Consider the following 21,475-nt stretch of genomic DNA (forward strand, 5'->3'; position numbering starts at 1 on the left):
CGTCTTTTTAAATTTAAAGTGAATTTTCAACTTTATCAGATGTAACACTCAACTCCATTAATGCTGTCATTAATTTTTTGTTTTCTTTCTCACTTCCTACTGTAATTCGTATGCAATTATTTACCAAGCTATTCCTGTTTCTCGTTATAATTTTTTGAGCTACTAATTGAGTATATAACTCATTCGCATTTGTAACCTCTATTAGTATAAAATTAGCATCTGAAGGATATACTTTTTTAACCAGCTCAATTTCTTGCAGCTGCTTTTCTAATTTTTCCTTTTCATTGAGAATGATATTTTTCTCAATCTCAAACTGTGCTAAGTTATCTAACTTATTAAGTACAGCTTCTTGATTTAAAGCACTGATATTATAAGGTGACTTCACCTTGTTGTATATATCAATGATTTCTTTACTAGCATAGGCTAATCCTACTCTAACACCTGCCAATCCCCATGCTTTACTAAAGGTTTGACTTATAATTAAATTAGGGTAATTTTTTAATTGATTTATAAAAGATTCTTTAGAACTAAAATCAATATAAGCTTCATCAATAATTACAATTCCTTTAATTTTACTAAGAATAAACTCAATTGTTTCATCTTCAAAACAGTTACCTGTTGGGTTATTTGGTGAACAAATGAATATTATTTTTAAATTTTCATCTTCTAAATAACATTCTAAAACATCTGTATTTATCTGAAAATCTTGATTTAAAGCTAATTCAATCAATTCAACATCATTAATAGCTGCGGAAACATTATACATTCCATAAGAGGGTGTAAAAGTTAGTGCTTTATCTTTCCCTGGATTACAAAATATTCTAAATGCTAAATCGATTACTTCATCACTTCCATTTCCTATAAAGATTTGATTTTCGTTTACACCTTTAATTTCAGACAATCGTTTTTTAATAGCTGCTTGTTGTGGGTCTGGATAACGATTCAAGGTACCAAACGGATTCTCATTAGCGTCTAAATACACTTCAGCAACGCCTTTGAATTCATCTCTAGCAGAAGAATAGGCTTTTAGCTGTTGAATATTAGGTCGTACTATTTTTTCTAAATTAAACATTATTAAGCTCTTTTAATCTAACTGTTATTGCATTTTTGTGTGCTTGTAAACCTTCGGCTTCCGCCATCAATTCTATAGCCTCGCCTAGGTTATCTATACCTTCTTTAGTTACTTCTTGAAAGGTTATTTTCTTTACAAAACTGTCTAATGAAACACCACTATAGTTTTTTGCATAACCGTTAGTTGGCAAGGTGTGATTGGTACCACTAGCATAATCACCTGCACTTTCACAACTGTAATTTCCTAAGAATACTGAACCAGCATTTACAATTCCTTCGATATATTCAGAAGCTTTTTCTGATGCTATAATTAAGTGTTCTGGTGCATACTCGTTACTAAAGTCTATACATTCTTCTTTAGAATTAAAAACCACTGTAAAGCTATTTCCTATTGCTTTTTTAGCAATCTCTTTCCTTGGTAAATCTTTTAACTGTTTCTTTAATTCTACTTCCACATTTTTAGCAACTTCTTCGTTAGTAGTTACCAATACTGATTGACTATCTGCTCCGTGTTCTGCTTGTGATAATAAATCGGAAGCTACAAAAACAGGGTTTGATGTTTCATCTGCAATTACCAATACTTCACTAGGGCCTGCTGGCATATCAATAGCTACCCCTTGTTGTTGTACTAACTCTTTTGCCTTGGTTACAAATTGATTTCCTGGTCCTAAAATTTTATATACTTGAGGAATTGTTTCTGTTCCGTATGCCATGGCTCCAATTGCCTGTGCTCCGCCTACTTTAAAAATTTTAGTTACTCCTACCATAGAAGCAGTGTATAGAATAGCTGGGTTAATCTTACCTTCTTTATTCGTTGGAGTACACAATACTATTTCTTTACAACCCGCTATTTTTGCTGGAACTCCTAACATTAAAATAGTAGAAAATAAAGGGGCTGATCCTCCAGGAATATACAAGCCTACTTTTTCTACTGCTACACTTTTTCTCCAACAAGTTACTCCTTTTGTTGTTGTTACTTTTTTAGTTTCTTCTTTTTGAGAAGTGTGAAATTTTTCAATATTAGATTTTGCTAATTGTATAGCTGATTTTAACTCGTCTGAAACTAATTTTTCTGCTTCTTCCAACTCTTTTTCAGATACTTTTAAAGAGTTTAAAGAGACTCCATCAAATAACTGTGTATATTTTTTTAAGGCTTTATCTTTATTAAGCTTTACATCATTTAATATTGTTTGTACTGTTTCCTGTAAACTGTTTTCACTTAAAGTAACTCTTTTACACAGTAACTCCAAAGTTTTTTTTCCTGGATTTTTTATAATTTTCATCTGTTTATTTTTATTGTTTTTAGCTATAATTATTGGCTACTTTTATGTTATTAAACAACCATCTTTTCTATTGGGCATACCAAAATTCCTTCAGCTCCATTGTTCTTTAACTCATCTATAATTTCCCAAAACTGATTTTTATTTAATACTGAGTGTACAGAACTCCACCCTTCTTCTGCCAAAGGAAGTACTGTTGGACTACGCATTCCTGGTAAAATATCAATGATTTTGTCTAGCTTTTCATTTGGAGCATTTAGTAACACATATCTTGATTGTCTTGCTTTTAATACTGATTGAAGTCTAAATTGTAATTTGTTAAGTATTTTTTGTTGTTTCTCTTGAATCTTAGGTGAAACTGCCAATACAGCTTCCGATTTTAACAAAACTTCTACTTCTTTTAAGTTATTTTTAAATAAAGTTGAACCGCTAGATACAATATCACAAATTCCGTCTGCTAATCCAATATTTGGAGCTATTTCAACAGAACCATTAATGATGTGTAATTGTGTTTTTATATTTTTTTCTTCTAAAAACTTTAAAACGGTGTTTGGGTATGACGTTGCTATTTTTTTATTCTGAAAGTAGTTTATTCCTGTATATTCCTCATTTTTAGGAATTGCTAAGGACACTTTACATTTTGAAAAACCTAATTTTTCTATAAACTGAATTCCATTGCCTTTTTCAATCAATAAATTTTCTCCGATAATGGCTATGTCAACTACTCCATCTTTTAAATATTGAGGAATATCTCCGTTTCTTAAATAAAAGATTTCCAAAGGAAAATTGTTTGCAGAAGCTTTTAGTTGGTCTTTTCCATTATCTATAGAAATACCGCAGTCTTTCAGTATTTGTAAGGAATCTTCGTTAAGTCTTCCTGATTTTTGTATGGCTATTTTTAATTTACTCATTTTAATTTTGAATAGGTTTGAGTAAATCTTTTGAGAAGTATTTTCGTGGCGCCTTGTTGAAAATAAAAAACCCGTTTGATTTACTCAAACGGGTTTAAAATATATCTTGATTTTATTCAATACATTTTCAGCTCGCCTGAGTGCAAGTATGAAAATGATGATGATGTAATTGAATAAAATTCATTTCTTTGTTTTTGTTGGTACAAATATCTTTAATAAAAATTGAATTATGCAAATTATTTTTAATAAAAATTAAAAACCACCTGAATTACAGATGGTTTCTATGTTTATACCTAAAGTAGGTTAAATTATTTTACAAAATTAATTTTACGCATACGTAAACTCTCTGGAGTAACTTCTAAATACTCATCTGGTCTAATATACTCCATACATTCTTCTAAAGAAAAATCAATTTTTGGAGCAATTTTAACGCCGTCATCAGAACCTGAAGCACGTACGTTAGTTAACTTCTTTCCTTTAATTAAGTTTACAGCCATATCATCTGCTTTCGCATTTTCACCTACCACTTGACCTTTGTATATCTCTTGGTTTGGATCAATAAAGAAACGTCCTCTATCTTGTAAACGGTCAATTGCATAAGCAGTTGCTTTTCCTGTTTCAGAAGAAACAATAGCTCCTTTTAATTCTTCTGCAAACTCTCCTTTATAAGGTCCATATTCGCTGAATCGGTGGTTTATAATTGCTTGACCAGCTGTTGCTGTTAATATTTTATTACGTAAACCAATTAACCCTCTTGATGGAATGGTAAATTCTAAGTGTTGTAAATCTCCTTTTGGCTCCATTACTAATAAGTCTCCTTTACGTAAAGAAACTAAGTTAATTGCTTTAGAAGCTACATCTTCAGGAACATCAATTGATAATGTTTCGTATGGTTCACACTTAACTCCGTCAATCTCTTTTAAAATTACTTGAGGACGACCTACTTGTAACTCATATCCTTCACGACGCATCGTTTCAATTAATACTGATAAGTGCAATACTCCACGTCCGAAAACGTTAAACTTATCCTCTGTATCAGTTTCATCAACACGTAACGCTAAGTTTTTCTCCATCTCTTTAAATAAGCGATCACGTAAGTGACGAGAAGTTACAAACTTACCTTCTTTACCAAAGAATGGAGAGTTATTAATAGTAAATAACATACTCATAGTAGGTTGATCTACTTCAATTCTTGGTAATGCTTCTGGGTTATCTACATCTGCAATAGTATCACCAATTTCAAAATCATCTAAACCTGTTACTGCACAAATATCTCCACTACGAACTTTATCTGCTTCAGCTTTACCCATTCCTTCAAAAACGTGTAATTCTTTAATGCGGACTTTTTTAGTAGTTCCATCTGCTTTACAAAGCATGTAGTCTTTATTCTTTTCTAAATCTCCACGATATACACGTCCAATAGCAATTCTTCCTTTAAATGAAGAATAATCTAACGATGTAATTTGCATTTGAGGAGATCCTTCACGATATGGTGCTTCTGGAATTGTTTCTAAAACAGCATCTAACAAAGGAACGATATCTTCAGTTGGTTTTTGCCAATCTGTACTCATCCAACCATTTTTAGCTGAACCGTAAATAGTTGTAAAGTCTAATTGATCTTCATTTGCTTCTAAAGCAAACATTAAATCAAATACTTTTTCGTGTACTAACTCTGGTGTACAGTTTTCTTTATCTACTTTGTTTACTACTACAATAGGAGTTAACCCTAATTCAATAGCTTTTCCTAATACGAAACGTGTTTGAGGCATTGGTCCTTCAAAAGCATCAACCAATAATAAAACTCCATCTGCCATTTTTAGTACACGTTCTACTTCTCCACCAAAATCGGCGTGACCAGGAGTATCAATTACATTAATCTTCACCCCTTTGTAGTTTACGGATACATTTTTAGATAAAATGGTAATACCACGTTCACGTTCTAAGTCGTTATTATCTAATAATAAATCAGTACGCTCTTTACGTTCATCTAAAATTTTAGCTTGATCTATAATTTTGTCTACCAAGGTTGTCTTACCGTGGTCAACGTGTGCTATAATAGCAATGTTTCTTATTGATTGCATTCGTGCTTATTTTGAAGCTGCAAAAGTAGTGTTTTATTGTTTACGATTAACGAAATTTTATTTATGAATTCGTAATATTTTATTTAAAGCTTTACAAAAAGTACTTTTTTTATAACATCTTTATACACTTTCTCTTTGCTTATTAAGGGATGCTGTAGTTTTAATTGATTGATTTCCCTTAATAATTTGGAAGAAATAAATACTCAATTTTTAGTTATTTAGAAATACATTACTCTGGTTTTGTATCTTCTAACTCTTCATCATCTGCTCTAAAAGCACTAGGAAGTATGTCGGGTATTAATTTGATTAGTAAAGGCAAAAGTATGGCTCCTCCAGGAAGCATAAACACAGTAAAAGCAGGAATTGCTTTACAAATATCAAGTGTTTGTTCTTTTACTTTTGCCTTTTCTTCGTCTGTTAATGAAGTTGTTAGTGATTTTCTAACAAGAAATAGAAGCTCCCTGCTTTCTTGAAGTTCTTTTGCTAATCTTTTTTTATTTTTATAGATAGCCTCTTTTATTTCATCAACTGTATTCATTACAGCTTACGACGGGCTTTTTCAGTTTTGAGTAAATTCAATTCTCTTGAAGTTTGTCCTGCTACAGAAGTATTTTCTTCTGCTCTACGAATTAAGTAAGGCATTACATCACGAACAGGACCAAAAGGAACATATTTCGCTACATTATATCCTTCTTTAGCTAAATTAAAACTAATGTGATCACTCATACCATATAATTGACCAAACCACATACGTTTATCATCTACAGCAATATTGTGTTCTTTAGCTAAATCCATCAACAAATATGAGCTTTCTTCATTGTGAGTTCCTGCAAAGATCGCCATATTTTTATGATCCATCATATAACGAACTGCTTCGTTATAATTGTCATCAGTAGCTTGTTTATCAACACAGATAGGAGATTCATAACCGTTTTCTTTGGCTCTTTCACGTTCTTTCTCCATATAAGCTCCACGAACCACTTTCATTCCAATATGATATCCTTTTTGGTGAGCTCTTTGATGTAAGTTTCGTAAATACTCCATACGGTCGTGACGATACATTTGTAGCGTATTGAAAACAATAGCCTTTTCTTTATTGTAGATTTCCATTAACTCTTCAATTAAATCATCAGCAGCATCTTGCATCCAACTTTCTTCTGCATCTATCAATAACGGAACATCTTTTGCTTTTGCAGCCTTACATACAGTATGAAAACGTTCTAAAACTCTATCCCACTCTACTTTTTCTTCTGAAGTTAATTCTTTTCCTTCAGTTAACTTTTGATATAAAACGAAACGTCCGAAACCTGTTGGTTTAAAAACAGCATAAGGTATAGATTGTTTTTCTTCAGCAAAATCAATCGTTTTCAACGTCATTTTTAAAGCATCATCAAACTGAGCTTCATCTTCCTTTCCTTCTACTGAATAATCTAAAACACTGTGTACATTACCTTGTTCGTACATTTTTTCGATATTAGGTAAGCAATCATCTTCACTTACTCCTCCACAAAAATGATCAAAAACTGTTGAACGGATTAATCCTTCAACTGGTAAATGAGCTTTCAAAGCAAAATTAGTTACCGCAGTACCAATACGAACCATTGGTTGGCTTTGAATCATTTTAAATAAAAAATAGGCACGCTCTAGCTCTGAATCAGATTTTAATTTAAAAGCAGTTTCGGTGTTGTCAAAAAGTCTCATTGTCGAGGTGTATTAATGTCTTATATTTAAAGACAAATATAAATTAGTAGAGTGATATATTTTAATTTTTTCTGTTTAATTTCGCTGTATATTTTTAATAACAATGACTACAATTAACGCAGCAACATATCCTATTCATTTTGATGAAAAAGCTTATAACGAATTAACTTCTTTAGTTTCTAAAAAAAATTACTCCTCTGTATTTATTTTAGTTGATGATAATACTTTAGAACACTGTTATCCTCGATTTATGCAATTATTTGCTACAGATAAACCTATTGAAGTCATTCAAATTGATGCTGGTGAAGTTCATAAAAACATAGAAACTTGTATGGGTGTATGGAACGTGATGACTGAATTGGGCGCCGATAGAAAAAGTTTACTTATTACTTTAGGAGGCGGTGTTATTACAGATTTAGGTGGTTTTGTTGCTTCAACGTTTAAAAGAGGGATTGATTTTGTGAACATCCCTACCACTTTATTGAGCATGGTAGATGCTTCTGTTGGGGGAAAAACAGGTGTTGACTTAGGTGTATTAAAAAACCAGATTGGTGTATTTGCTAATCCTGAGTTAATTATTATTGACCCTGAATACTTACACACCTTAACTCCCAGAGAAATTCGTTCTGGTACTGCGGAAATTATTAAGTATGGAATGACCCACGACATCAAGTTATTTAATGAAATTAAAGATAATGATAAACTTAATATTGTTGATTTGATTCATCGTTCGATAGAAATTAAGAATGAAGTTGTTTTAGAAGACCCTAAAGAACAAGGTGTTCGTAAGGTTTTAAACTGGGGACATACTATTGGGCATGGTGTAGAGTCTTATTTTTTAGAGAACCCGAAAAAGGAAGCTCTAACACATGGTGAAGCTATTGCCATAGGAATGGTTTGTGAGGCTTATCTGTCTTCTGAAATTTTAGGTTTTTCAAAGGAAAAAGTATCAGAAATAAAAGAAGCCATTATTAAGGTTTACGGAAAAGTAACGATCGATAAAGACGATTTTCAGTCTATTATTGAGTTGATGAAGCATGATAAAAAGAATGTGGCTGGTGAAATAAACTTTGTTTTATTAAATGATTATGAAGATTTTAAAATCAACTGCAAAGCTTCCGAAGAACTGATTAAAGAAAGTTTAGCTTTTTATAACGCATAAAAAAAGAGCAACTTTAAAGTTGCTCTTTTTTTATTTTATTTGGTAACGGTAATTGGAATACTATCTTGAGAACCGTATAACTTGATCTCAGTAATATCGGCTGGCATATTTAATCCGTTTTTAATAATTACGTTTTTTACACTTTTAATAACATCACTTTTTATTTCTAAAGTACCACGTTTGTATTCTTTAGTTTTTGTCCAAAAAATTACCTTTAAATTAACGGTACTAACACCTAAACTATCAACCGTAACAAAACATTGATGTTCATCGGTATTTATTACTCCTTTTGTGCTAATTACTGCATCAATAATTACTTTTTTTGCAGTATCAATATCGTCATCATAATCAATACCAACAACAAAATCTGAACGATAAAATCCGTCTTCAGTATAGTTATAAACTGGTTTTTTTACAATGTCACTATTCGGAATATATACATCTCTTCCATCGAAGGTTTTTAGTTTACTAAATCGAAACTCCATCATCTTTACTTTTCCAAAAATATCTCCGATTTTAACTGTATCATTTACATTGAAAGGTCTGTTAAAAGATAAAATAACACCTGAAATAAAATTTTCTCCAACATCTTTAAAAGCAAAACCTAAAATAACAGCTGATGCACCTGCTGCTGTTAATAAACCGGTTGCTATACTACCTAATCCTGCTATTTTTAACCCCAACATTAAAACCAGAGTAATTAACCCTATTTTAATAGTTTTACTTAAAAAATTTGTCATTAAAGGATCATGAGTTTTTTTAGATATCGTTTTTCTAAAAAGCGATGAAATAAAATTTGCTAACAAAATACCTAAAGCAATTATAATTATTGCGATTATAATACCGGGTATTTGAGACACAAACTCATTCCAATACTCTTCAGTTGCTGTTTTGATTTTATTTATAGTGTTATTAAAGTTCATTTATTGTTTTTAATGTTATTACTTAGTATTGCTAGAAATTAGATTTACATAAATTACATTACCAAGTCTTCTTTTAACTGTTCTACGGTACTTTTGCTCCAAGCGTTCAACATCCAACTTGTTTTTTCTAAAGAAGCAATATATCCTCCCATTAAATCTATCGTTCCCTCATCTTCTGCTTCTTCCGCTTTTTTTATCACATTTGCCATTTGCTTTAATAATGTTTTATGATCATCTAATAAAATATAAATCATATCACTATCTGTTTGAAAAGGACTTTCTTCTGATATATTTGCTATCTTTAAATACTTACTATATCTACTAATTGGATGATACTGTAAAGTTAAAATACGTTCTGCGATCTCATCTATTTTAACTCTAGCATCACTATACATTTCTTCAAATTTTTCATGTAGTTCAAAAAAGTTTTTCCCCACAATATTCCAATGAAAATTTCTTAACTTTTGATAGTATATGTGATATTCAGCCAATAATTGGTTTAATTCTTTTGCTACTGGTAATACTTTTTCTGTTTGTATGTTTAAATAATTCATTATTTTATATGTTTTTTAGGTTAATAATAAGTTTATTACAAAATTAATTTATATATACAGTGTTGTTTTGCTCTATCAATTTTGATGTTTGCTCATTTCAAAAAATTAAAAAGAATTGTATAAAAAAAGAGATGAATTAATTCACCTCTTTTTGTTTATCGATTTCTTAAATATTACATTTTAACTGTTTCGAAAATTGCATATTCAAGCTTGTTAGTTTCTTTATTTCTATACTCAATAATAAAATCACCGTATTTATTAAAGTATCCTACTCCGTTAAACTCATCACCTTGTACTACATAAAAATCGTTATTAATCGATCTATAAGCTCTGGCTGAAGTAACGTCTTCGTTATTAACTTTGCGGGTAATTAATAAATCTTTTTGATCAATTAAAAAACCATATTGTTTACCTTTATATTTAAAGTAATTTACTTTAGTTTTTGAATCGTAAAATGGATCTTTATCGTTATCAACCATAATTGTTTTTTCAACTGCAACAGGTGTTTCGATTACACCTTGATTCAACTGGTGTTTTTGTTTAGAGTCAAACTTTACTTTTTTCTCTTTTGTGGTTACAACTTTTACTTTGGTATCGTAAGTTTCACCTTTTTCGTTAACTTTTTTAGCTTTTTTAACCTCTGTGGTTTTGATTACTTCTGTTTGTGCGTTTACCGTCATAATACCTGCGATAAACAATAAACCTACTATTAAATTTTTCATTTTTACTATGTTTAAATTAAAATTATAAGTAGCTTGTTTTTAAGATGTCTACTTTTTAACATCTGATATATTTTAAATCTCTATTCTTTTTTATGACTTTGAACTTAGGTTATTTGTCTTGTACAAAATTAGCTGAGATATATTAAGTTATTTAGCTCATTTAATTTTTGTTTTTTGTTCATTTCATAATATAGAGGGTATTTTTCGTGTTTTAAATCAATTTTATGCAAACATATATGAGATACATTTAAAATATGTAAATAAAATTCGTGCTTGCATAATTTTGAGTTTGCTTAGCTGTTAAGGTTTGATTATACTCTTTTTTTACCTGTAAGTAATGATATTACAAATAGTATTAAGAAAATAAAGAATGCGATTTTAGCAAATCCTGTAGCTGCTCCTGCAATTCCACCAAAACCTAAGATTCCAGCAATAATTGCGATAATAATAAATGTGATTGTCCAACGTAACATAATTTTAGTTTTTAGGTTAATAATTTGAAGTACATCTTTTGTACACTACAAAATTATAACCGATTAAGAGTCTTCTTTTACTCATTTGATAAGAATGTTAACTCATTTGAAAACAAGGAAATGAGCTAAAGTTTATTTCTTTTGAACAAACTTTACCTGGGTTCTTCATGTAAATTTGTAGTGGATTAATTGAGTAGTTACCAACTACTTGCAATGATTTTTTTATGAATGTAAATAAATAAGTATACGATGAGTTATAAGCTATCTAACATAGCAAGTAAAGAAAGAATTAAAGATTTTACTAAACTTAATTTTAAGTATCCGCATTTACATAAACCGAGGCGTAAGATTAATGGATTGAAAGAGCAGACAGTAAACATAATCACTATGGATAATCCATTAGAAATCACCCAAGGAATATGGGGAATGCTACCTCAGAATTACGCTGATAATTGGAATAAGTTTCAGCAAATAAAGCGTACGTTACACGTTAGAAGGGAAGAGATTAAGAAGAGTATTTTATTTAAAGAAGCATTGCTTTTTAGACGATGTTTGTTAATTGTTACTGGGTTTTACGCCCATAAAGTAATTGATGGCAGTATTGAAAATTATTTAGTAGAAAAAGATAAACGAGAGCCTTTTTATTTAGCTGGGGTTTATAATACCACAGAAGACGGTTTTGTTACTTGCTCAGTAATCAATACAAATACAACAGAAGAATTAAATTCATTTAATAATCTGTATGAAATAATGCCACTTCAAATACCAAGAACCTTTAAAAAGATGTGGTTAGATCGTTCTACCGATATGAGTGATGTAGAGTATTTAATTAACAATCCGTACGACGCTAAATACAATATTCAGAAGATAATAACTTGAAAACAAAGAGAACTAACTATCTTATAAAGCTAGTTCTTACTTATTTTGCAAATTTATCTTCGATGTATTTTTTAGCTGTTTCGTAAATAGCGTCTACCTCTTTAATATTGAATCCGCTAAACTCTCCTAACGGATAACAAATAGTTGCATAGGTGCTAAAAAACTTGTATTCTTCGGATGATAACATCAACAATTTAGAGGTATGTGCCAATACTTTAATTGTTGTGTTTAACTCTTTATTTTCTTTTGCTGAAGGAAAAACTACATAGCTTCCAATAACTGGGTACTCTGAGTTTTCAAAAGGTGTAGTAGGAAAATTATCAATAATACCTCCATCAGAATATAACATGTCATCTATTTTTATAGGGTTGAACAGTCCAGGTACTGCACATGAAGCCAATACAGGTTTTAACAGTTCTCCTTCATAAAAATATTGTGTAGCACATTTATTCAAATTGGTGGTCGATACCGTTAAAGGAATTTCTAATTCTTCAAAAGTTGACTTTATTTTATCTTGAATTAGCCTAGCATAATTATACGAATTGAAGATTCCGGGTTTAGCAATTGTAATCCACGAATATTGAAAAATTTCAGTAGTCCTAAAAAAATTTAATATTTCTTGAGGTTTGATACCCGATGCATACATAGATCCTACTAACGAACCAGAACTGCAGGCAGATATAGCGTTGATTTTAATATGTAATTCTTCTAACTTTTCTAGTAATGCTACGTGAGCTACTCCTTTTTCTGCACCTCCGCTAAGCACTAAATTTATAGGGGTTTTAGGGTCTAAATCTTTTAATTTTTCAATAGAACACCCATACTTTTCTTTTATCATTTTTTGCTTTCTTCTTTGTTAAGCTATTTTAACTGCACTAGTTTCTTGCTTGTTTTTTAAAAATTCACTGGGGCTAATTCCGTATTTACGTTTAAATATTTTAGAAAAATAACTTCTGCTTGAAAATCCTATCGAATATACAATTTGTGAGATGTTATAATCTGTTGAGTTCATTAAATCTCGAGCTTCCTCTAAGCGTACGTGTCTAATATATTCTATCACAGTTCTAGAAAACAACAATTTAAAACCTTCTTGCAATTTAGCCTGCGTTAGTCCAATTTCATTAGCTAATTCTTCTACATTATATTCTTCTGCAACATTATTAAGAATTTTTTGACCTGTTTTTCTAATCAAACTAATTTCTTTTTTTGTTAAGGTAGTTTCTGGTTTTCTTTTTCTTTTAACATCTTTATTGTGTTGCAACATGTGCTCTGATAAAATTTGGTATACAATACCTTCTTTTATCAAAATACGAATCATTCCCTTTTGTTTAATCTTATTATATTGCTTTATAAGATTTGCTAATTTTAAATTATAGGTTCCAAAATAAGCAAAAACATTTTCATGCTGTTGATCGTGAAAAACTTCATAAAGTCTCTTATTCAATAAAGAAGCATTGTTTAAACGCTTCTTTAAAAACTTTACCCTATTTATTTGTATCTGATGGATTTTAAGTTTTATATTTTTTTGTAAATACATATAATTATATCCACCATCTTTACTAGTAATAATAACAGATTGATATTGCTCTAACTTTCTTTTTTTATTTTCTAATTCAAACCTATGAAAACAATATCCTTCAGTAGTATAAGTAAAATGGATAGGATTATATTCTGAGGCAGTCATAATAAGTGTGATGTTATCTAAGAAAGTTATATCGTATTGTAAAATACTACCACCCCATTCAAAATTTAAGAACTTAATCTTACCTTTTGCTAATTTGCTATCAACGTCTAAAACGTATTCTCCCCATCTTTCTGTAATTGTTCCTCCAATTACACCTTGAATTTGCTTAACGGTACCCTGGGTATCTTTAGCAGTAATATTAATTGTAGTCATGCTATAGCTGTATGCTATAAAATTAATGCTTTTTGTTTAATAATTAAATAAAAAAAATAAACATTTTATTGTAAATGAGCAAAGATTAAAAAGATATGAGCAAATGCAAACTCTTATCTTTATATAATTTTGTGGTATAATATTATAACACATAAAAATGAAATTATTAAAGACAGCAATAGCAGGAGCATTATTATTCTTTACAATTGGAGCATCAGCTCAACAGATATCTAAAAATGCATTAGGTATTAGATTAGGTGATAATGACGGATTTGGAGGTGAAATCTCATATCAACATTATTTAAAAGAAAATAATCGATTAGAATTTGATTTAGGATTTAGAAACTCTAACAATGTAGATGCATTTAAATTAGTTGGTTTATACCAATGGGTGAATAAATTAGACGGAAGATTTAATTGGTTCATTGGTGCGGGTGCAGGTGTTGGATCGTATGAAACACCTAATAACGATGGGATTTTTGCTTTAGTTGCTGGTGATGTTGGTATTGAATATAATTTTGATGCCCCTTGGGTAATCTCACTTGATGTTAGACCTGAGTTAGGTTTAACCAATGATTATAGTGATGATTTAGATTTAGATATCGCATTAGGTATTAGATACCAATTTTAATAATAATTAATAAAAACAAAAAAAATGAACAAGACTATAAAATTAATTCTAATAGTAATAGGTGTAGCATTGACACTATATGGAGTATTTAAAATTGTATCTCCAGAGGCATCTGTTGATATAGGAATCGCAGAATTTACAGAACAAAACAACAAAGATGCTTATATAACACTTGGTTTAGGTATAGTTGTTTTACTAGTATCTTTTTTTACATCAAAAAAATAGAATGAATAGCATTGATGCAAAATGAGTAAGCATCAAAAAAGAACATACTCTTAACATTAAAATATCTTAAATTATGTATAGTTACACACAAGAAGTTGCCGAAAAATTAAATAACCTTTTAGAAAAGAATTATGATGCAGTTAAAGGTTATGAAACAGCTGCAAATAATGTTAAAAGTGAATCTTTAACAAACTTTTTTAATCGAAGAGCTAATGAACGTAAAGATTTTGGAAAAGAACTTAAAGCAGAAATAACATCTTTTAACCAAAAACCTGATAAAGGCGGAAGTATTACTAGTAAAGCCCACAGAATGTGGATGGACACCAAAGCTTTCTTTTCTAATGAAGACGAAGAAGCTATGCTAGAAGAAGCTTTAAGAGGAGAAAAAGCAGCTCTAGAAGAGTATAACGAAGTTATTAACTCGGGGTTACATTTACCAGAATCTACTTTAAACTTAATCAAATCTCAACGAGATATGATTTTAAATGATGCCATATTCGTTAAAAAGTTAGAAGAAGTGGAATAATAAATAGTAGATAGTTTTTAAAAAGCAGGTTAAACACCTGCTTTTCTTATGTCTACCGCTTTTTTAGAGCAACTTTTATAAATGTCTTCATACACAGGTAAAATATTTTCTAATGAAAAGGATTTAATATGTTCTTTCGCATTTTCTTTAAATTGATTTAAAACAGCTTCATCTTTTAAAATGCTAATAGCATTATTTGCCATTTCATCAATATCACCCAAATCACTTAAAAAACCTGTTTCTCCTTGAATATTTACTTCTGGTAACCCGCCTGTATTGGTAGAAATTACTGGCGTGCTTGCCGCCATAGCTTCTAAAGCTGCCAATCCGAAACTTTCTGTTTCCGAAGGCAATAAAAACACATCGGTATAACATAAAATTTTAGCTACTTCAGTACTATTTCCCATAAATAGTACTTTATCTTCTATTTTTAGTTTTTTCGCTAAGTTTTCAGCTTTTAAACGTTCTGGTCCGTCACCAACCATTAATAATTTTGAAGGTATTTCTTTTTGAACTTTATTAAAAATTCGAATAACATCATCGGTACGTTTTACAGGACGAAAATTACTAATATGTGTTAAAATTCGTTCATGTGGTTTCGCTAGTGCTTCTCTTTTACACTCTCCTTCATGCGCTTTATCATACTTTTCACCATCAATAAAATTATAGACAACTTTAATATCTTTTTCAATATTAAATAAACGAAGGGTATCTTCTTTTAAACTGTTAGAAACTGCCGTAACTTCATCAGATTTATTGATGCTAAATTCTACCGCTGTCTTATACGTTGGATGACTTCCTACTAAAGTAATATCAGTACCATGCAACGTCGTTACAACCTTTACATTAATACCTTTATCTTCTAACATTTTTTTTGCCATATAAGCCGCATAGGCATGTGGAATAGCATAATGTACATGTAAAACTTCAAGTTCATATTTTACTACTACTTCTACCATTTTACTTGATAAAGCCAATTCGTAAGGTTGGTATTGAAATAGTGGATATTCCTCTAAAACAACTTCATGAAAGTGTAAACGGTGTGAAAAGAAATCTAATCGAACAGGTTGATTGTAAGTTATAAAATGTACTTCGTGACCTTTATCAGCAAGAGCCATTCCTAATTCAGTTGCTACAACTCCACTTCCACCAAAGGTTGGATAACATACAATTCCTATTTTCATGTTTACTGTTTGATTATTTTTAAGTTTAGAATATAGTTAATGACGTAAATTTACGGTATTACTTACGTTTATATGTAAAGAATTTCATAAAATAAAAACGCCATTACATAGTTTGTAATGGCGTTTTTAATCTATAAATTATCTGTAATTTAATAATCTCCTAATGTTTCAGGGTTTTGAGCTAAAGCAGATGCTAATTGTTCATCATTTGGTGCTTTACCATGCCACGCGTGAGTGTGCATCATAAAATCTACACCATTACCCATTTCAGTATATAACAAGACACAAACTGGTTTTCCTTTTCCTGTGCGAGATTTTGCATCAGCCATTCCGTTTAAAATAGCTTCAACATTGTTTCCTTCTTTGATTTCTACAACATCCCATCCAAAAGCTTCAAACTTAGCTTTTAAACTTCCCATAGGTAAAACTTCATCAGTAGAACCATCGATTTGTTTTTCGTTTAAATCAACTGTAGAAATTAAGTTATCAATCTTTTTAGCAGAAGCATACATAGCAGCTTCCCAAATTTGACCTTCTTGTAACTCTCCATCACCATGTAATGAATATACAATTTTACCGTCTCCATTTAACTTTTTTGCTTCAGCAGCACCGATAGCAACACTCATTCCTTGTCCTAACGATCCTGAGGCAATACGAATACCTGGTAAGGCTTCGTGCGTAGTTGGGTGACCTTGTAAACGAGAGTCTAACTTTCTAAAAGTTGCCAACTCAGCTACAGGGAAAAATCCGCTATGAGCTAGTACACTATAATATACAGGTGAAATATGTCCGTTTGACAAGAAAAATAAATCTTCATTTGTACCGTCCATGGTAAAATCGGTAGAATAATCCATAATTTTCTGATACAAACAGGTTAAAAATTCAGCACACCCTAAAGAACCTCCTGGATGACCTGAATTTACAGCATGTACCATTCGTACAATATCTCTACGAACTTGTTGTGTAAAATCTTGTAATTGTTGTGTTGTTGGCATTATTGTTTTGTTTTATGCCCACAAATGTACAAAATCAACTTAGAGATTTGAAAAAAACTTGAAGTTTATAAAGTATTGTTAATTTGGTTTTTATTAACAAAAACACATTTTCAAAATTATACTATTGTTTTAATTAACAACGAAACATTTTACTATGAAAAAATTATTACTCCTTTTACTCTTGCATTTTATAAATGTAAATGCTCAAAACACCACTAAAACAGAAGATTACCAATACGTATCAACTATTACGATAGATGAAAAGAATAAAGAAATTATACCCTTTGTAAATATTTCTAATGTTAAAAGACAGATTTACAGAATTTCTAATGAAAATGGTGAAATAGAATTTCCGTATCTAACCAGTCACTTAAATGATACAATTGTTTTTAGTGGAATTGGTATTGAAACAAAGAAAATTGTTTTAAAGAATATTGCCCCTAAAGTTTTGTTAGAAAACTCTTTTGATATTTTAAATGAAATTATTATAACAACTAAAAGATCGCCCGAATCTATACTGAAAGAAGTAATTTCAAAACTAGAAGAAAACCACCCTACGCATCCACATAATTATAAACGTTACAGCAAAATACTTTCTAATAAAAATGATATTAATATTTTTGAGTTAGAACTTGTAGCCAAAGAGTTTAGTTTTGGGTATAGACAAGAATACATAACTACTTTAGGGTTAGAACGTGTTAATTGGATAACAAAAGACACAACCAATACCTTAAAATATACTTCTCAACTTTTTGCCTATAGAGAAAATCCAATACAATATGCCAACATTTTACATAAAAGAAAGCATAAAAAATTTACTTTAAATTTTGCTACAACCAACAAAAAAGAAGAGGAACAATATTATATTATTTCATTTAAAACCGAAAAAGATGACTGGAATTTCACTAATAAATCTTATCCTACAGCCTATTTTGGATCAATTTATATAAGAAAAAATGATTTTTCGATAGCCAAAATTATTGAAAAATGGGAAGGTATTCTTAAAAATGATGATTTAGATTATTATCTTAATAAGACTAAACATAGGAACATTATTGATATAAAATTAAAAGAACAAAGCATAGCTGTTTTCAATAAAAAAATTGAGAATAAGTACTATGTTAGTAATTTTGATTATAAAAATTATAGTGAAGTCACTTTTAACAGTAAAAAAACAATAAATTCTAGCTTTAATTCTAAAAGTTATTTATTTGATTTTGAATTAAATGATGTGAAAGAAATTTCTTACGAGAATTATGAAAATGAAAAAATAAACACTGTTTTAAATGATACCGAAATAAATACTAATTTTTGGAAAAATTTCACATTATCTGAAATGTAATCTAAGTATTGATATTTACTAAAGATTCTACCTAATTTAGAATTTCATCTCTAAATAATACTTACGTTTTTTGCTTTTTCTTTTTAGCTGCAGGAAACAGTACATTATTCAATATTAAACGATATCCTGGTGAGGTTGGATGTAAATCTAATTCTGTTTTAGGATCTCCTACTCTATGCTGATAATCTTCAGGATCGTGGCCTCCGTAAAAGGTAAACATTCCTTTTCCTTTGGTTCCGTGAATATAGCGTCCTTCTCCATTGGTTTTATTTCCTCCTAAAACAATAACTGTAGATTTTATAGCATTAGGATCAAACGATGTTGTTTGTCCCATAAAACCTTTCACTAACATGGTATGATTTTGGGTTAACATGGTCGGTACTTGATCCCATTTTGCAGAAAACTCTTTTAAAACAAAGTAATCTACTTCTTTTCTTATTCTTCGTTTTCGAGTCATATCTATTGAAGAAAACTCATAAGTAGTAGGATTTCGAATCAATTCAAAATCTTTAAAAGCAAAGGTTTTATTAAAATCTATTTTAGATTGATAACTAGGCTCTGAGGCATCTCCATCAAACATTGCTTCACAAATATCTACTCCATCAGCTGCTAAGGCAATATCAAAACTATCGGTTGCTGAGCACATGGCAAACATGAATCCACCACCAACTACGTAATCACGTATTTTTTTAGCTACAGCACCTTTTTCTTCTGACACTTTATTGTATCCTAGTTTCTTGGCTAAGGCTTCTGCATCTTTCTTTTGTTGGATATACCAAGGTGCGGTTCTAAAAGCACCATAAAATCGTCCATATTGTCCTGTAAAATCCTCATGATGCAAGTGTAGCCATTCATACAATAACAGTTTATCATTTAATACTTCTTCATCGTATACTACATCAAAAGGAATTTCTGCATAGGTCAATACCATGGTTACTGCATCATCCCAAGGCATTTTATCTTTAGGAGAATACACCGCTATTTTCGGAGCTTTTTCTAAAGTAACTGCTTCTTGATTTTTTGAAGGTGAAGAAATTTCTTCTAAAATTAATGCTGATTTAGCATCTGGAATGATTTGGTAGGAAACACCTCGGATTTTACACTCATTTTCAACCGCTTCGTTGTTTTCAATTAAAAAAGCGCCACCATCATAATTTAACAACCATTTTGCTTTTAATCCATTTTGAAGTGCATAATACACAATTCCATACGCCTTTAAATGATTCTTCTGATTTTCATTACTCATTGGTACATAAATAAAGGAAGCCCAAATCGTGTTTGAGAATAGAAAAAAGATAAGTATGTATCTAAATTGCTTCATTTTAAAAACTAAAATACACAATTACTTTTTAGCAATTGTGTATTCTATCATATTTTAAGTTTTATTTAAAATCTAAAACGGAACATCATCGTCACTCGGACCGAATGCGTCTTCTGGTGAAGCGAAGTTACTAGATGCTACTTCATCGTTAAATCCAGAGTTCATACTCGATTGGAATTCACTACTAAACCCTTCTTCTAAATCTGAGAATTTTGCCAAGTGTCCTGTAAACTTCAAACGGATATTATCCAATCCACCGTTACGGTGCTTTGCTACAATAAACTCTCCTTGACCTTCACATGGTGAGTGATCATCATCGTCCCATTCTGTCATTCCATAATATTCAGGACGATAGATAAACGATACAATATCGGCATCCTGCTCAATCGCTCCCGATTCACGAAGATCGGATAGTAACGGACGTTTACTTCCTCCACGGGTTTCAACCGCACGTGATAACTGAGAAAGTGCAATTACAGGTACATTCAATTCTTTACCTAGTGCTTTTAAGTTACGCGAAATCGTCGAAATTTCTTGTTCACGGTTACCTCCTGCTCCTCCAGCTGTCATTAACTGTAAGTAGTCAATAATTAATATTTTAACTCCGTGTTGCGATACCAAACGACGCGCCTTAGCACGTAAATCGAAAATGGACAAGGCTGGTGTATCATCAATAAAAATAGGCGCTTCTGAAAGGTTTTTAACTTTAACATTTAATTGCTCCCATTCGTGTGGTTCTAAATTTCCTTTACGTAATTTTTCAGAAGTTAACCCTGTTTCCGAAGAAATCATACGCGTAATTAACTGTACCGATGACATCTCTAACGAAAATAAAGCTACAGGATGTCCGAAATCTATCGCCATATTTTTCGCCATGGAAATTACAAATGCCGTTTTACCCATACCAGGACGTGCTGCAATAATAATTAAATCGGTAGGCTGCCAACCAGAAGTAAGTGCGTCTAATTTGGTAAAACCAGTTGCCAAACCACTCATTCCTTCTTTGGTAGAAATCTCCTGGATTTTATTAATGGATTGCTGAACTAAAGAGTCAGCTCTTTCTGCTCCTTTTTTTAAGTTTCCTTGTGTAACCTCAAATAATTTTCCTTCGGCATCATCTAATAAATCAAAAACATCCATGGTTTCGTCATAGGCATTTTCAATAATTTCTGAAGAAATACTTATCAATCTTCTTTGAATGTATTTTTCAAGAATAATTCTTGAATGAAACTCTATGTGGGCAGAAGAGGCTACTTTTTGTGTTAATCCAATTAGGTAAAAATCTCCTCCTGCTAAATCTAGTTTTCCATTTTTCTTTAATTGATTAGATACAGAAAGTAAATCAATTGGTTCTGAATTTTGAAATAACGCATAAATTGCATCATAAATTTCTTGATGTCTTTTATCATAGAAAGCCTCAGGATGCAAAATATCAATTACTTCATCAATTCCCTTTTTATCAATCATCATAGCTCCTAAAACAGCTTCTTCTAATTCTAAGGCTTGTGGTGGTAATTTTCCTTTTTCTAAGCTAATTATTTTAGCTTTATCTATTTTTGTTCCTTTAAGAGATTGGGTTCTTTCCATGACAGCAAAT

Annotated in this window: 22 protein-coding genes; 6 read left to right on the forward strand and 16 right to left on the reverse strand. The window is 30.7% G+C overall.

Annotation, left to right across the window (positions count from 1 at the left end; translation table 11 throughout):
- Nucleotides 1-13 precede the first annotated feature (13 nt).
- The 6 genes from hisC to Q0663_RS10130 all read right to left on the reverse strand — a co-directional run bounded on the left by hisC (nucleotide 14) and on the right by Q0663_RS10130 (nucleotide 7,044).
- Nucleotides 14-1,072 carry a histidinol-phosphate transaminase gene (hisC, locus tag Q0663_RS10105; RefSeq protein ID WP_299010391.1) on the reverse strand — a complete coding sequence of 353 codons (1,059 nt, stop codon included), beginning with the start codon at nucleotides 1,070-1,072 and terminating at the stop codon, nucleotides 14-16.
- Entirely contained in the window at nucleotides 1,065-2,354 is a 1,290-nt protein-coding gene (gene hisD / locus Q0663_RS10110; RefSeq protein WP_299010394.1) for a histidinol dehydrogenase, read from the reverse strand. Before hisD ends, hisC begins: the two co-directional genes overlap by 8 nt.
- Nucleotides 2,355-2,404: 50 nt before the next feature.
- Nucleotides 2,405-3,262 carry an ATP phosphoribosyltransferase gene (gene hisG / locus Q0663_RS10115; RefSeq protein ID WP_299010396.1) on the reverse strand — a complete coding sequence of 286 codons (858 nt, stop codon included), beginning with the start codon at nucleotides 3,260-3,262 and terminating at the stop codon, nucleotides 2,405-2,407.
- Between the two features lie 308 nt (nucleotides 3,263-3,570).
- Nucleotides 3,571-5,343, reverse strand: a complete 1,773-nt coding sequence (gene typA, locus Q0663_RS10120; RefSeq protein ID WP_299010399.1) for a translational GTPase TypA — start codon at nucleotides 5,341-5,343, stop codon at nucleotides 3,571-3,573.
- 229 nt (nucleotides 5,344-5,572) lie between these two features.
- Nucleotides 5,573-5,881: an LETM1 domain-containing protein gene (locus tag Q0663_RS10125; protein ID WP_299010404.1), complete on the reverse strand. Its 309-nt coding sequence runs from the start codon at nucleotides 5,879-5,881 to the stop codon at nucleotides 5,573-5,575.
- The gene (locus Q0663_RS10130) at nucleotides 5,881-7,044 is read right to left on the reverse strand and encodes a proline dehydrogenase family protein (RefSeq protein WP_299010407.1); all 1,164 of its coding nucleotides are present in this window, start codon (nucleotides 7,042-7,044) and stop codon (nucleotides 5,881-5,883) included. The genes Q0663_RS10125 and Q0663_RS10130 overlap by 1 nt, the downstream gene beginning before the upstream one ends.
- Before the next feature lie 103 nt (nucleotides 7,045-7,147).
- Between Q0663_RS10130 and aroB the strand changes: the two genes are divergently transcribed.
- Nucleotides 7,148-8,206, forward strand: coding sequence for a 3-dehydroquinate synthase (gene aroB / locus Q0663_RS10135; RefSeq protein ID WP_299010412.1), 1,059 nt, complete (start codon nucleotides 7,148-7,150; stop codon nucleotides 8,204-8,206).
- A 35-nt stretch (nucleotides 8,207-8,241) separates the two neighbouring features.
- Here aroB and Q0663_RS10140 read toward each other — a convergent pair whose 3' ends face one another.
- The 4 genes from Q0663_RS10140 to Q0663_RS10155 all read right to left on the reverse strand — a co-directional run bounded on the left by Q0663_RS10140 (nucleotide 8,242) and on the right by Q0663_RS10155 (nucleotide 10,878).
- On the reverse strand, nucleotides 8,242-9,129 hold the full coding sequence (locus Q0663_RS10140; protein WP_299001655.1) for a mechanosensitive ion channel family protein: 888 nt from the start codon (nucleotides 9,127-9,129) through the stop codon (nucleotides 8,242-8,244).
- A gap of 53 nt (nucleotides 9,130-9,182) precedes the next feature.
- Nucleotides 9,183-9,683, reverse strand: coding sequence for a DNA starvation/stationary phase protection protein (locus Q0663_RS10145; RefSeq protein WP_299010416.1), 501 nt, complete (start codon nucleotides 9,681-9,683; stop codon nucleotides 9,183-9,185).
- A 173-nt stretch (nucleotides 9,684-9,856) separates the two neighbouring features.
- A complete protein-coding gene (locus Q0663_RS10150; RefSeq protein ID WP_299010419.1) occupies nucleotides 9,857-10,405 on the reverse strand; it encodes a hypothetical protein in 549 nt (182 codons plus the stop codon).
- 311 nt (nucleotides 10,406-10,716) lie between these two features.
- Nucleotides 10,717-10,878 carry a DUF1328 domain-containing protein gene (locus Q0663_RS10155; RefSeq protein WP_299010422.1) on the reverse strand — a complete coding sequence of 54 codons (162 nt, stop codon included), beginning with the start codon at nucleotides 10,876-10,878 and terminating at the stop codon, nucleotides 10,717-10,719.
- 249 nt (nucleotides 10,879-11,127) lie between these two features.
- On the opposite strand from Q0663_RS10155, the gene Q0663_RS10160 reads away from it, so the two are divergent.
- Nucleotides 11,128-11,757, forward strand: coding sequence for an SOS response-associated peptidase family protein (locus Q0663_RS10160; RefSeq protein WP_299010425.1), 630 nt, complete (start codon nucleotides 11,128-11,130; stop codon nucleotides 11,755-11,757).
- Between the two features lie 40 nt (nucleotides 11,758-11,797).
- Here Q0663_RS10160 and Q0663_RS10165 read toward each other — a convergent pair whose 3' ends face one another.
- Nucleotides 11,798-12,595: a patatin-like phospholipase family protein gene (locus tag Q0663_RS10165; protein ID WP_299010427.1), complete on the reverse strand. Its 798-nt coding sequence runs from the start codon at nucleotides 12,593-12,595 to the stop codon at nucleotides 11,798-11,800.
- A gap of 18 nt (nucleotides 12,596-12,613) precedes the next feature.
- Complete coding sequence (locus Q0663_RS10170; protein ID WP_299010430.1) at nucleotides 12,614-13,654, reverse strand: AraC family transcriptional regulator; 1,041 nt, start codon at nucleotides 13,652-13,654, stop codon at nucleotides 12,614-12,616.
- A 157-nt stretch (nucleotides 13,655-13,811) separates the two neighbouring features.
- Here Q0663_RS10170 and Q0663_RS10175 point away from each other — a divergent pair, with 157 nt between their 5' ends.
- From Q0663_RS10175 to Q0663_RS10185, 3 genes are all read left to right on the forward strand, one after another.
- Nucleotides 13,812-14,285: a hypothetical protein gene (locus Q0663_RS10175; protein WP_299010432.1), complete on the forward strand. Its 474-nt coding sequence runs from the start codon at nucleotides 13,812-13,814 to the stop codon at nucleotides 14,283-14,285.
- A gap of 24 nt (nucleotides 14,286-14,309) precedes the next feature.
- Nucleotides 14,310-14,510 carry a hypothetical protein gene (locus tag Q0663_RS10180; protein WP_299010435.1) on the forward strand — a complete coding sequence of 67 codons (201 nt, stop codon included), beginning with the start codon at nucleotides 14,310-14,312 and terminating at the stop codon, nucleotides 14,508-14,510.
- A gap of 73 nt (nucleotides 14,511-14,583) precedes the next feature.
- Nucleotides 14,584-15,036: a PA2169 family four-helix-bundle protein gene (locus Q0663_RS10185; RefSeq protein ID WP_299010438.1), complete on the forward strand. Its 453-nt coding sequence runs from the start codon at nucleotides 14,584-14,586 to the stop codon at nucleotides 15,034-15,036.
- Nucleotides 15,037-15,065: 29 nt separating this feature from the next.
- Here the strand turns inward: Q0663_RS10185 and bshA are convergent, their stop codons facing one another.
- Together bshA and Q0663_RS10195 are read right to left on the reverse strand one after the other, a co-directional pair.
- Nucleotides 15,066-16,220: an N-acetyl-alpha-D-glucosaminyl L-malate synthase BshA gene (gene bshA, locus Q0663_RS10190; protein WP_299010441.1), complete on the reverse strand. Its 1,155-nt coding sequence runs from the start codon at nucleotides 16,218-16,220 to the stop codon at nucleotides 15,066-15,068.
- 149 nt (nucleotides 16,221-16,369) lie between these two features.
- The gene (locus Q0663_RS10195) at nucleotides 16,370-17,215 is read right to left on the reverse strand and encodes a transketolase (RefSeq protein WP_299010444.1); all 846 of its coding nucleotides are present in this window, start codon (nucleotides 17,213-17,215) and stop codon (nucleotides 16,370-16,372) included.
- Nucleotides 17,216-17,369: 154 nt separating this feature from the next.
- On the opposite strand from Q0663_RS10195, the gene Q0663_RS10200 reads away from it, so the two are divergent.
- Nucleotides 17,370-18,557 (forward strand): hypothetical protein, encoded by a 1,188-nt coding sequence (locus tag Q0663_RS10200; RefSeq protein ID WP_299010446.1) that lies wholly within the window; start codon nucleotides 17,370-17,372, stop codon nucleotides 18,555-18,557.
- Nucleotides 18,558-18,618: 61 nt separating this feature from the next.
- Here the strand turns inward: Q0663_RS10200 and Q0663_RS10205 are convergent, their stop codons facing one another.
- Together Q0663_RS10205 and dnaB are read right to left on the reverse strand one after the other, a co-directional pair.
- Entirely contained in the window at nucleotides 18,619-19,878 is a 1,260-nt protein-coding gene (locus Q0663_RS10205; protein ID WP_299010448.1) for an asparagine synthetase B, read from the reverse strand.
- Between the two features lie 72 nt (nucleotides 19,879-19,950).
- Entirely contained in the window at nucleotides 19,951-21,465 is a 1,515-nt protein-coding gene (dnaB, locus tag Q0663_RS10210; protein WP_299010452.1) for a replicative DNA helicase, read from the reverse strand.
- Between the last annotated feature and the right edge of the window lie 10 nt (nucleotides 21,466-21,475).

This window comes from uncultured Tenacibaculum sp., from assembly GCF_947504135.1.
Lineage (GTDB): Bacteria > Bacteroidota > Bacteroidia > Flavobacteriales > Flavobacteriaceae > Polaribacter.

Bases quoted from the DNA above. Each gene is read 5' to 3' on its own strand.
- Q0663_RS10175 (WP_299010432.1), top strand. From the start codon at position 13,812: ATGAAATTATTAAAGACAGCAATAGCAGGAGCATTATTATTCTTTACA.
- hisG (WP_299010396.1), bottom strand. From the start codon at position 3,262: ATGAGTAAATTAAAAATAGCCATACAAAAATCAGGAAGACTTAACGAA.
- aroB (WP_299010412.1), top strand. From the start codon at position 7,148: ATGACTACAATTAACGCAGCAACATATCCTATTCATTTTGATGAAAAA.
- hisD (WP_299010394.1), bottom strand. From the start codon at position 2,354: ATGAAAATTATAAAAAATCCAGGAAAAAAAACTTTGGAGTTACTGTGT.
- Q0663_RS10185 (WP_299010438.1), top strand. From the start codon at position 14,584: ATGTATAGTTACACACAAGAAGTTGCCGAAAAATTAAATAACCTTTTA.
- Q0663_RS10200 (WP_299010446.1), top strand. From the start codon at position 17,370: ATGAAAAAATTATTACTCCTTTTACTCTTGCATTTTATAAATGTAAAT.
- dnaB (WP_299010452.1), bottom strand. From the start codon at position 21,465: ATGGAAAGAACCCAATCTCTTAAAGGAACAAAAATAGATAAAGCTAAA.
- Q0663_RS10140 (WP_299001655.1), bottom strand. From the start codon at position 9,129: ATGAACTTTAATAACACTATAAATAAAATCAAAACAGCAACTGAAGAG.
- Q0663_RS10205 (WP_299010448.1), bottom strand. From the start codon at position 19,878: ATGAAGCAATTTAGATACATACTTATCTTTTTTCTATTCTCAAACACG.
- Q0663_RS10165 (WP_299010427.1), bottom strand. From the start codon at position 12,595: ATGATAAAAGAAAAGTATGGGTGTTCTATTGAAAAATTAAAAGATTTA.
- Q0663_RS10130 (WP_299010407.1), bottom strand. From the start codon at position 7,044: ATGAGACTTTTTGACAACACCGAAACTGCTTTTAAATTAAAATCTGAT.
- typA (WP_299010399.1), bottom strand. From the start codon at position 5,343: ATGCAATCAATAAGAAACATTGCTATTATAGCACACGTTGACCACGGT.
- Q0663_RS10170 (WP_299010430.1), bottom strand. From the start codon at position 13,654: ATGACTACAATTAATATTACTGCTAAAGATACCCAGGGTACCGTTAAG.
- bshA (WP_299010441.1), bottom strand. From the start codon at position 16,220: ATGAAAATAGGAATTGTATGTTATCCAACCTTTGGTGGAAGTGGAGTT.
- Q0663_RS10150 (WP_299010419.1), bottom strand. From the start codon at position 10,405: ATGAAAAATTTAATAGTAGGTTTATTGTTTATCGCAGGTATTATGACG.
- Q0663_RS10160 (WP_299010425.1), top strand. From the start codon at position 11,128: ATGAGTTATAAGCTATCTAACATAGCAAGTAAAGAAAGAATTAAAGAT.
- Q0663_RS10145 (WP_299010416.1), bottom strand. From the start codon at position 9,683: ATGAATTATTTAAACATACAAACAGAAAAAGTATTACCAGTAGCAAAA.
- Q0663_RS10180 (WP_299010435.1), top strand. From the start codon at position 14,310: ATGAACAAGACTATAAAATTAATTCTAATAGTAATAGGTGTAGCATTG.
- hisC (WP_299010391.1), bottom strand. From the start codon at position 1,072: ATGTTTAATTTAGAAAAAATAGTACGACCTAATATTCAACAGCTAAAA.
- Q0663_RS10195 (WP_299010444.1), bottom strand. From the start codon at position 17,215: ATGCCAACAACACAACAATTACAAGATTTTACACAACAAGTTCGTAGA.
- Q0663_RS10155 (WP_299010422.1), bottom strand. From the start codon at position 10,878: ATGTTACGTTGGACAATCACATTTATTATTATCGCAATTATTGCTGGA.
- Q0663_RS10125 (WP_299010404.1), bottom strand. From the start codon at position 5,881: ATGAATACAGTTGATGAAATAAAAGAGGCTATCTATAAAAATAAAAAA.